Below are 8,778 nucleotides of genomic sequence, written 5' to 3' on the forward strand. Positions count from 1 at the left end.
CGGAATTTTGAACAGATGCTTGAAGCGGTAGATCGGTGTCGGACTCATGCCCCCTCGCCCCCTTTCTGGTAGCCAATTACGGCGGCGATACAATCCAGTGCTTCCTCTGCGGACAGATGACCACAGGTGCTCTCCCAATCTAACCAAGCTCTCGTGACGGGATCGGGCTTGTAAATATCAGTGCAATCCCGACCGAACATGTTGTTGACGATGTACATCGCGTCATCTGCCTTGACCGCTCTGGAGTGGTACAAGTCCAGCACCGCGCAGAGTTCCTTGTGCTCTTCCCGCGCCGCCCGATCCTGAATCAGCGCGTCGATGTCGCCTACCAACTCCTGAAACGAGATCGGAGCGGCTTCAGCAAGTTCAGCGGGCAATCGAGAGTTTTTGTATCCCGCTTCCTCCTGCCACGCGGTGTCGAGGGTTCCGATGATTACACGGCGGCGGAGAATTCCTTGGAGTTGTTCCGGACTCAGCAACTGCGGTTTGTTCGTCATACCCGTTCTCCTCCTTGCTCAGTCTGGTAGCCGATGGCGGCGCGGACGTCGCGCAGGATTTCCGCTGCCGTTCTGCCGTCCTCGGCAACGATTTTTTTTCAGCATGGGGTCAAAGCGTCCGGTTCGGGTGTAGTACCGAATCAACAAAAGTGTGGTGCTGTCATCGGTGGTGGTTTCTTCTTCCTCTTGCATGTCGTGCACGGTCAGGATCGCTTTCAGCTCCGCGTGCTCCCCTTGTTTGCGGAGGCGTTCCCGCAGCGCGGAGATTTCTTCTTCCTGCGCCTTGATGTGTTCGATTGCAACAGGCAACGCATAGCTCGCGAATCGGATAAACTCCTCATCTTCCGTGGTGATGTCAATTACATTCATCCCGAAGCTGTCAGAATCACTTTCGGCGCTTTCGCAAGCGTCGGCGACCAGCATGTCATCTTGCTCAGACACGATTCGGTACGGGAATCCGTCTTCGTAGCGCAACCATTTCCACGGCCCCGGTGTGGCCGCATGGCAAACGAGAGAGATACGGTACAACTCTTCCGGACTGAGCATCCGTGCCGCTTCCATATCCGGTGCCAGTTGCTCAGCCATATCTCGGAGTCGTTCGTTTGTGATCGTCATCCCTGCTCGACCTCCTCGGTGTCAGGATCGATGACGGCGCGGATTTCGTTGATGAATTCGTGGTTACGCGGATAGTCGATGTTCTCAGACAGCACTCCGTCCCAGCGACCCCAAATCTCATCAACCTTCCGCATCCACTCGTGCGAGTGCTCCTCCCACAGCATGAGGTAGGATTGCACCAGACTGTATACCCGCAGGTCGTCGATGCCGCTGTGACCGACGTCGTACATCTCGATGAACGCCCGGATCGGTTCGGTTTGGACTTGCTTCTCCAGCTCCGCGATGCGCGCGGCCTGCTCCGCATTCAGCAGCAAGATGGCTTGCACCCCGAAGCGCGCCGCGTTCGTCGTGTTGATCGTGGCTCTGGCGTTGGCTTTGATCATTTCGGCCGCAGGGGTACTGTTTTGCGTCAGGAGATTGATGATCGTTTGTTNTTGGCTTTGATCATTTCGGCCGCAGGGGTACTGTTTTGCGTCAGGAGATTGATGATCGTTTGTTGCGTCTCAACGATGATGTCAAAGTCCTTGGTGATGTCTTCCGGATTGATCTTGTTCGGTTGGTTGCTCATGCGGATTCACCGCCTTCCTCGTCGTCGACGTACTCGTAGTTCTCATTCATCCCATACTCGGCGGGCGTCGCCTGCATGATCTGGAAGAACAACTCTCTTGCTTCGCGGCTTCCGCCCTCCGGCTCGTATTCTTCGATGGCGACGCCGTCCTGAAACTTCACCTTGCCGATGTTACGCCCAAGGTCTTCGTCAGCCCAAGCGAATTCAAATTCAAGATTCGGATAAATCCAAGAGAGCTTTTTCATCAGGTCGAGCGGCGCGCTCCATGCGGTTGTGAAATAGATCGTGTCTGCGGTATTGCGGTGGTCGGGCTGACTGTAGGCGTTCCATTTGGTGCCCCAGTTGTTGATAGACCATCTGTACCAGCAGTTTTCTTCGCCGTATTTCTCTTCCTCGACGCCGGACAGCGTGTTCCCGTTGAACACCCATTTCGGCATCGGGGTGATCGCGTTGAAGTCGATGGTTCCGATCTCCCCCCCGTAAGCGAGGAATTTTTTCACCTCAGCTACTTGCTCTTCGGTTCCGATAATGGTCAGGCGGTTGGTTACGTGATTCGGCATACCGTTGTTCTCCTCTCTATGGCCGGGCGGTCCTTAGTGGACCAGCGCCGGCTCCTTGACTTCGTTTTCTTCCGGTGCCACCCATACGGGTTCCATCGACAAGCCGAACCAGTCACCCGTCTGCGAGGCCATGAGGGTCAGCAGCATGCTTTCGGCGATGGCGCGCGCTGCTGCGGGCGGTACCGCGTTCCCGATCCGCTCCCGCCACTTGGCGTCATTGCCGCCGACGAGTTGGAACGGTTTGCCGTCCGGCATGTGCGAGGGGAAACCTTGAAGCATCGCCAGCTCGTAAGTCGTCAGCGGGCGGTGCCACGCTCCGTCATGCGGGCTGAGGATGATCCAAACGCCGTTTTTCTTGTCTTCGGGGATTTGGAACTCTTCGGCGGGCTCGTAGGCGTCGCTGTCGTTCCCGACTCGCGGATCTGCGAAAGCCGCCGTTCCTTGGTGGATGTCGATGCTCCCCGCGATGGTGGGTGCCGTTCCGTTCCAGTCGACTACTCCGTAGGTACCGGCGCGGAGCTTGCAGTTAATGCGCGGGTCCGCGATCGAGGAGCGGCTGTTCATTGTCCGCCCTGCTCCCCGTACCGTCTTCGCGGTATCATGCCAGTTGTACACTCCGTAGTCGTCTTGGCGGCTGTGCGTCCCTGCCTTGACACGCGGGTCGGCGATGGCGGGAGCGCCACTTCCGAACCGCGTCCCAGTCACGCACGGCCCGACCTCTTCAAACTTCACGATTTGGTAGACGCCGGGGTGCCGGGACTCGCGATCTTTCAGGCGGGTGTCGGATACGCAGATACGGCCGTTTGCTACATGCGTTGCGCCAGTCACGGTCCCGGCTACACCGTCCATCGGTTCGACGCGGTAGTGGGAGACGTGGCGGTTGGCGTTGGTGCCAAACCGCATGTCATTGATCGCCGCTGCGCCGTTGCTCCGCCCGAAGCCCGCGCCGCCGGTCACCGCCCGCGAAGTGCTGTCCCAGTCCTCGACGGCAAGCGCGCCGCCACGGGGCTTGTATCCAAGGACGCCATACTTGGTGTGATCGTACTTCTCAAGGTCTCGCCAGTCGCCGCCAGCTGGGATCATCGCCAAGCGCATCCAGACTTTCCACTGCAAGCGCGGAAGCTTGTGGAGCGGGCCGCACGCGTCGGTGTCGCCCGGAAGCGGCAGCGGGCCGATGACTTCGCCGATTGTCTTGTGCTTCTTCTTCGGCGGTTGGTGGAGCCAGACGGAGCACTTCTGCTGGTTGCGGGCAACCGACATGTTGCGGTGTCGGATTTGCGCGAGGCCGCCGATCTCCCCGCAGTCGTGGTCGGAGTTGTGGAAGGCGTACCCGCGACTCTCGCAGAGCTCGCGGCACTTTTTCAACCAGTCCGCGCCTCGCGCCTTGATGCGGGGCACGTTCTCGGAAATGATCAGCGCCGGACCGTCTTCCGGGAACGCCTCCATGTACAGCCACATCACGCGCCAGTAGAGCTTGTTGAGCGCCTGGTACTTCTTGCTCTTGGCAGACTCCTTGGGGAGCAGGCCGGAGAACCCTTTGCACGGGGCGGAGAAGAACACTACGTCCGGGGCTACGCCGTCGGAGAGGCGGCGGATCAAGTCCGGGGTGACTTCCTCCCAGCCTTCAGGGGGCTCGTGCCCGTGCCAGTCGATGTACTGCTGACGGTCGAACAGGTCGAGGTTGTAACACGGGTCGCCCGTGAGGTTTTCGTAATCTTTGCAAATCTCCGGGTCTACGTCGATGCCGTACAGCGGACGGAACTTGGCTACGTACCCCATGTACTCAGTCAAGGCTTCCGCGAAACCCAACGTCCCGCCGCCGATCCCGCTGCACACCGACACGAACGTGAATTCAGTTTTTAGATTAAGCATTGTCTTTCCCCTTCCTCAGCACCCGGTCGGTCATGGGTGCTTCTCTCCTCTCACACAGCGTCGCTGAGCGTGAACAGATTCTCCGTCGCCGGATCGTACGGCATTTCCATCTCGGCCGTCGCCTGTTCAATGATCTCGTCGATGCGCTTCCCGATCTCAGCGGGCGGGATACCCTTCGTCAAGAACGGACGCTCTCTCGCGTCTTCCACATGTTGAGCGAGGATTTCTTTTACCTCGTCTGCTTCGATCAATTCAGAAGGCGGCAAGCCTGCGGCCGCACGTAATTTGTTCATCCGTTGCTCGGCATCGAGTAGTTTGTCGAGGAGGAACTTCCGGGCTTCGATGATCAGGCAACCGGAGCCCTCGTCGAGCTGTTTCATGTTTCGCATGAAGCCAGCTTTCGTCAGCAGTTTCACGCGTTCGTTGATCCGTTCCCAAAGCCGTTTGGTCTTGGCGCGCTCTACGTCCGTCTCGCCGGGCTTGCGCGGCGGCTCGTTGTGACCGTAGACGATCATGTGGAGCTCTCTCCACTCCGTCAGCGGTTCCAACCAGTCGTGACTCCGGCTCAGGTACTCGGTCGATTTGTCTTGCTGAACGACCGGGCAGATCCAGCAGCCGAACCGCGCTCCGCATGCGTCAACCTTGCTTTTCTCGGTGCCCTTCGGGTTGCGGAACCCACACTCTCCGGTGGCCTCTTTGTAAATCTGCAGGATGGACTGCGAGGAGCCCCACGGAAGCGGCGCCTCTAGCGCCTCCCAGACGTTCTCGACTGTAAACCAGAGAATCGGGCGGTACTCGCCGTCAGCGAATTTGTTGTCGTACCGGCGACTTCGCGCTTCGCTCTCGGAGGCACGCACACCGGTCAGTACCAAGGACACGTCGATTCCGGCCGTGGCCGTCTCCTGCGGGATGATCTTGAGCTTGTCCGTGCACCTCCGCTCGCCGTTGTGGGGGAGCGGGTAGCCCCGCCCCAGCGTTTCGACGAAGTAGCTATCTTTGGTTTCGCGCTTCACGATCTTCACGGTCAGCGGCAACTTGTACTTGTCGGCGAACTGCTGAATCTGTTCGGCCTGCGATTTCAGGTGCTCGTGGATCATCGGCGTCTCGACGCCCGTATCAGCGCCAACCACGTAGACGTGGCGTTTGAGTTGTTCCGGCGGGAGGTTCAACATCACTCCAGCCACTAGCGACACAGTCAGAGTGGAATCCTTCCCGCCGCTGTAGCCAATCCGCCACGGCCGTTGATCTTTCTCGTCGAGGTACAGTTCGCGGATTTCGTTTCGCGCTTCGGTCAGCAGTTCAATCGTGGTGAACTGCTTCCGTTCATCCTCGATCACGTTTCCCAGCAAGTCTTCCATGCGCCTCCCCCTTTCTCCACCGGACGGCTTAGGGTTCCGGTGGTGTGTGATCAAAAATCACTTGTAGCCGATCTTGCACATAAACAGCGGGCCGTTCTTCCGCTTTACCAGTTCCCATTGGCGTTCACCTTCGAAGTGCAGCGTCACACCGTCTGGGAGCACGTCCACCCTGAGTATCTTGTGAATCTTGTACTGGTAGTACATGCCCGGCGTTTCNCTGGGAGCACGTCCACCCTGAGTATCTTGTGAATCTTGTACTGGTAGTACATGCCCGGCGTTTCCGATTCGATCAGCAACTTTTCCCACGCCTTACCTTGCGAGAAGCTGTTTCCGGGCGGCACATGGACGGTGAATTTCCCAGCCGTCATGCGGTCTGCTCGTCGTCCTTGATCGTCCAATGGGTCACAGCGCGTCGCTTTTCGATACGGTCGCCGTCGAAACCCTCGCCATAGCTTTTGGACATCGCTTGTCCTGCCCAAGCCATACCCGTTTCAGGGTAGTCCGACCAAAAGGCGAATGCGGTTTTTCCTGCCTCGTAGGCTGCGCGCGCCTCTTCTTCCGTCGCGATCCGTCCTACCATCTGGATTTTGTGATACGAGATGTCAACGATATTCATGGTGTTTGCTCCTCCTTCCGTTTTGGTGGTGTGTGATCAAATGCTGTTATGCGAGAGCAACCGCCGGACTCCAGTTGCGGATGAACTCCACCGCTGCGTCGAAGTCCTTGGGCTTGATGTCCCGGAAGGAGTCGACACCAAAGTGCTTGTGGATGTCGGCGTAGAGCTCTTTGTAGAGCGGTGGACGGTTCGGGTTCCGTTTTTTCTTGCCGCCGTCGCCGATGATGTCCGGCTCAAGGGTACTGACACGCGTCTTGATGGCTTTGTGCACGATCGTCTGAGCGTGGTTGTTGATCGTCAGTGCGGTGTCCAGTTCGTATGCCACGCGGTCGAGCTTCGCGTCACGGTCTTGGATCGTGGCAACCAGTTGCGTCATGGTTGAGAGCACTTCGGTCATCTGCGCCATGAGTGCGGGTTGGGAGCCGTTGATCGAATATGTGCCAGTCTTGCGGAGTTCCGGGAGCACGTCGTGCGTGATCCACCGTTTGAACGCTTTCGCCTCATCCTTGCGGCTTCGAAGCACCAGCGAGTACAGACCCGGTTCGTTGATGATGAGGACTTCTTGGTTCCCGCCGGGGGTACTGACAAGGGCAGTACCCTTTTCGTCGTCATCCAAACCGCCGCTCGGCTTGCCGTCGCGCAGTCGTCCGTTGACTGCGAGGCTGGTATCAAGGTCGAGGATGCGGCAAACGTCGCTGGCGACGAACCATTTGACTCCTTCAACCTCAACCGTACGGATGTCAGTACCCTTGTAGTTGAACTGCAACTCTTGCATCGTGGTATCCCCCTACTCGCTTTTCTTCTTGCGCGGCTTCGTCTTCCGCTTGCTCAGGCGGATTTTAACGATCGTTTCCGTGCTGGTGTGCTTGCTGATCTGGTCCGGCGTCAGCTTGCCTTGCGCTGTCATGATGGAGTAGTCGAACGGGGTTTTGAGTTCGTCCTTGGCGATCAGCAACTCGTTGGCGAGCGCGTCCTTGTCGAAGATGTCTTTCACGTACGCCTTCTTGGAGAGCAAGGCGTACTCGCCGTTCGGCAGCGGGAGCACAAGGTCGTCATCGACGTCCTCCATGCCTTCGAAGAACGCTTCGATCTCTTCGAAGAGGATTTTGTTCTCTTCCTTGCGCNGTCCTCCATGCCTTCGAAGAACGCTTCGATCTCTTCGAAGAGGATTTTGTTCTCTTCCTTGCGCTCTTTCTCGATCTCCTTGTTCTGGAAGTAGCGGAGGATTTTGTCCTCCAGTTCGAGCTTATTGCGCTCGTTGCGTGCTTCGGTCTGCTCCGTCTTTTGTTCACCGGCCTGCGTTTCGGTTGCGGTCGTCATGCGCTCTGTCCCTCCTCTGCCAGCGGGTAAAACTTGATCTCCACCCGCGGGTTCTTCTTGTCATAGTCGAAATCCATGTATCTTGGGAGCACCCAGCGGTCGTTGTCGAAGACGAAACCTTCCAGGGCGTCCCACAGGATTTTGTCGATGTTGTGCACGTCGCGCTTGCGGCGATCCGGCCAGAAGACGCGGATCTCGGCGACCAGCTTCTCTTCCACGGTCGGCGTCCAGCTCTGCTGCTTCATTGCAACGGTCGCGAGTTGCTGGGTTGCCTTCATCCACATCTTGCCTTCGTGCTTGATGACACGCATGCGGCGTCCGCCTTCGGTGAAGTTGCGGTACATGTGGTTCACGCTGGGCGGGTTTCCGGGGATCGTCAGGTTCAGCACTCTCATCGCGCCAACCTCACGATGCTCGTCGGTACCACATACGCCGGCTTGATGATGCCGTGCATGCTCTGGATGATTTCGCAAACCGTTTCGTCGTCGGAGCACATCAGTTTCAACATCCGTACTTCGGACTCGCCGCCGCGTGCTTCCAGCGCGTTGCGAATCGCTTGCTCGTTTCGTTGGTCGATGGTCGGTGCCTTGCTTCGCTTCCCCATGGATACCCGCTCCTCTCAGTTCTTTTTCTTGCGGAACTTCACCACATACCCGTCTGTCGTTTCCAGCGGCTTCTGCGACTCGTATCCAAGCCCGGAGAGGATGCGGCGGTACTGCTTGGCCTGTTCCTCTCTCGGCAGCGGCATCGAGCGGTTCCAGCCCCGGCATTTATGCTTGATGCTTGTCTGCATCGTGCTCACCCCGCATCTGCGGGAAGCGTGCGGTGATTTTCTTGGTCTTGGTCTTGGTCATGTAGGCGAGGTAGCAGATGCAAGTGACCAGCGCCCAGCCAGCGAGAACGGTCAAGGAGTTCATGCGGCGGGGTCCTCCTTGTAGCACTCTGCCTCGTTGAGCCAGCGGCGGATGGTGGAGATGGCTTCATCGTCGGAAGTGGTATCGAAATCCTCCGATTTCGTATCTGTCAACCAAGTTGCTTTGATCATTCCTCCGTGCGGCCACACGATGATTTCTTGCTCCTCGCTCACGATGTAGAGGAAGCCATTCGTGATAAACCCTCGTCTCCACACGACACTCAAACCCAACCCCTCCGCGTCGTCGATCAGCTCCAACCACTCGCGGGAGAAGGTCTTGCGTTGCGCTTCCGTCAGCATACCGACTCCACCTCGTTGAACAGGCTGAGTTGCCCGAAGTCGTTGATCGTTGCGTCTCTCTGCACGGACAAACTGGTCAACGCGTTACAGATGTCCGCTCGCGCCCGCTCAACCGCCGTCAGGATGCTTTGCACGTCTTCGGCGGGGCTTTGCTTCAAG

15 protein-coding genes are annotated in these 8,778 nt (G+C 58.0%); all 15 read right to left on the reverse strand.

What is annotated here, in order from left to right:
- Positions 1–44: 44 nt before the first annotated feature.
- On the reverse strand, positions 45–497 hold the full coding sequence (locus tag EL26_RS22650; RefSeq protein WP_038094665.1) for a hypothetical protein: 453 nt from the start codon (positions 495–497) through the stop codon (positions 45–47).
- Between the two features lie 18 nt (positions 498–515).
- Entirely contained in the window at positions 516–1,112 is a 597-nt protein-coding gene (locus tag EL26_RS22655; RefSeq protein WP_038094667.1) for a hypothetical protein, read from the reverse strand.
- Positions 1,109–1,495, reverse strand: coding sequence for a hypothetical protein (locus EL26_RS22660; protein WP_038094669.1), 387 nt, complete (start codon positions 1,493–1,495; stop codon positions 1,109–1,111). The genes EL26_RS22655 and EL26_RS22660 overlap by 4 nt, the downstream gene beginning before the upstream one ends.
- Positions 1,496–1,676: 181 nt before the next feature.
- Positions 1,677–2,240, reverse strand: coding sequence for a DUF1281 family ferredoxin-like fold protein (locus EL26_RS22665; RefSeq protein ID WP_038094671.1), 564 nt, complete (start codon positions 2,238–2,240; stop codon positions 1,677–1,679).
- Between the two features lie 33 nt (positions 2,241–2,273).
- Positions 2,274–4,112, reverse strand: coding sequence for a DNA cytosine methyltransferase (locus EL26_RS22670; RefSeq protein ID WP_038094673.1), 1,839 nt, complete (start codon positions 4,110–4,112; stop codon positions 2,274–2,276).
- 50 nt (positions 4,113–4,162) lie between these two features.
- A complete protein-coding gene (locus tag EL26_RS22675) occupies positions 4,163–5,470 on the reverse strand; it encodes a phosphoadenosine phosphosulfate reductase domain-containing protein (protein ID WP_038094675.1) in 1,308 nt (435 codons plus the stop codon).
- Positions 5,471–5,527: 57 nt separating this feature from the next.
- Positions 5,528–5,674: a hypothetical protein gene (locus tag EL26_RS25680; RefSeq protein WP_161780787.1), complete on the reverse strand. Its 147-nt coding sequence runs from the start codon at positions 5,672–5,674 to the stop codon at positions 5,528–5,530.
- A 160-nt stretch (positions 5,675–5,834) separates the two neighbouring features.
- Positions 5,835–6,086, reverse strand: a complete 252-nt coding sequence (locus EL26_RS22680; RefSeq protein ID WP_038094677.1) for a hypothetical protein — start codon at positions 6,084–6,086, stop codon at positions 5,835–5,837.
- A gap of 46 nt (positions 6,087–6,132) precedes the next feature.
- Positions 6,133–6,861, reverse strand: coding sequence for a BRO family protein (locus tag EL26_RS22685; protein ID WP_052036723.1), 729 nt, complete (start codon positions 6,859–6,861; stop codon positions 6,133–6,135).
- Between the two features lie 12 nt (positions 6,862–6,873).
- Complete coding sequence (locus EL26_RS22690; protein WP_152559376.1) at positions 6,874–7,155, reverse strand: hypothetical protein; 282 nt, start codon at positions 7,153–7,155, stop codon at positions 6,874–6,876.
- 247 nt (positions 7,156–7,402) lie between these two features.
- Entirely contained in the window at positions 7,403–7,801 is a 399-nt protein-coding gene (locus EL26_RS25685; protein WP_038094683.1) for a RusA family crossover junction endodeoxyribonuclease, read from the reverse strand.
- Entirely contained in the window at positions 7,798–8,010 is a 213-nt protein-coding gene (locus EL26_RS25690; RefSeq protein WP_038094685.1) for a hypothetical protein, read from the reverse strand. Before EL26_RS25690 ends, EL26_RS25685 begins: the two co-directional genes overlap by 4 nt.
- A gap of 15 nt (positions 8,011–8,025) precedes the next feature.
- A complete protein-coding gene (locus EL26_RS25695; RefSeq protein ID WP_161780788.1) occupies positions 8,026–8,199 on the reverse strand; it encodes a hypothetical protein in 174 nt (57 codons plus the stop codon).
- Positions 8,177–8,323: a hypothetical protein gene (locus EL26_RS25700; RefSeq protein WP_161780789.1), complete on the reverse strand. Its 147-nt coding sequence runs from the start codon at positions 8,321–8,323 to the stop codon at positions 8,177–8,179. Before EL26_RS25700 ends, EL26_RS25695 begins: the two co-directional genes overlap by 23 nt.
- Entirely contained in the window at positions 8,320–8,619 is a 300-nt protein-coding gene (locus EL26_RS22710; RefSeq protein ID WP_038094687.1) for a hypothetical protein, read from the reverse strand. The genes EL26_RS25700 and EL26_RS22710 overlap by 4 nt, the downstream gene beginning before the upstream one ends.
- Positions 8,620–8,778 lie beyond the last annotated feature (159 nt).

Source organism: Tumebacillus flagellatus (genome assembly GCF_000714935.1).
GTDB lineage: Bacteria > Bacillota > Bacilli > Tumebacillales > Tumebacillaceae > Tumebacillus > Tumebacillus flagellatus.

Bases quoted from the DNA above. Each gene is read 5' to 3' on its own strand.
- EL26_RS22650 (WP_038094665.1), bottom strand. From the start codon at position 497: ATGACGAACAAACCGCAGTTGCTGAGTCCGGAACAACTCCAAGGAATT.
- EL26_RS22655 (WP_038094667.1), bottom strand. From the start codon at position 1,112: ATGACGATCACAAACGAACGACTCCGAGATATGGCTGAGCAACTGGCA.
- EL26_RS22660 (WP_038094669.1), bottom strand. From the start codon at position 1,495: ATGATCAAAGCCAACGCCAGAGCCACGATCAACACGACGAACGCGGCG.
- EL26_RS22665 (WP_038094671.1), bottom strand. From the start codon at position 2,240: ATGCCGAATCACGTAACCAACCGCCTGACCATTATCGGAACCGAAGAG.
- EL26_RS22670 (WP_038094673.1), bottom strand. From the start codon at position 4,112: ATGCTTAATCTAAAAACTGAATTCACGTTCGTGTCGGTGTGCAGCGGG.
- EL26_RS22675 (WP_038094675.1), bottom strand. From the start codon at position 5,470: ATGGAAGACTTGCTGGGAAACGTGATCGAGGATGAACGGAAGCAGTTC.
- EL26_RS25680 (WP_161780787.1), bottom strand. From the start codon at position 5,674: ATGTACTACCAGTACAAGATTCACAAGATACTCAGGGTGGACGTGCTC.
- EL26_RS22680 (WP_038094677.1), bottom strand. From the start codon at position 6,086: ATGAATATCGTTGACATCTCGTATCACAAAATCCAGATGGTAGGACGG.
- EL26_RS22685 (WP_052036723.1), bottom strand. From the start codon at position 6,861: ATGCAAGAGTTGCAGTTCAACTACAAGGGTACTGACATCCGTACGGTT.
- EL26_RS22690 (WP_152559376.1), bottom strand. From the start codon at position 7,155: ATGGAGGACGTCGATGACGACCTTGTGCTCCCGCTGCCGAACGGCGAG.
- EL26_RS25685 (WP_038094683.1), bottom strand. From the start codon at position 7,801: ATGAGAGTGCTGAACCTGACGATCCCCGGAAACCCGCCCAGCGTGAAC.
- EL26_RS25690 (WP_038094685.1), bottom strand. From the start codon at position 8,010: ATGGGGAAGCGAAGCAAGGCACCGACCATCGACCAACGAAACGAGCAA.
- EL26_RS25695 (WP_161780788.1), bottom strand. From the start codon at position 8,199: ATGCAGACAAGCATCAAGCATAAATGCCGGGGCTGGAACCGCTCGATG.
- EL26_RS25700 (WP_161780789.1), bottom strand. From the start codon at position 8,323: ATGAACTCCTTGACCGTTCTCGCTGGCTGGGCGCTGGTCACTTGCATC.
- EL26_RS22710 (WP_038094687.1), bottom strand. From the start codon at position 8,619: ATGCTGACGGAAGCGCAACGCAAGACCTTCTCCCGCGAGTGGTTGGAG.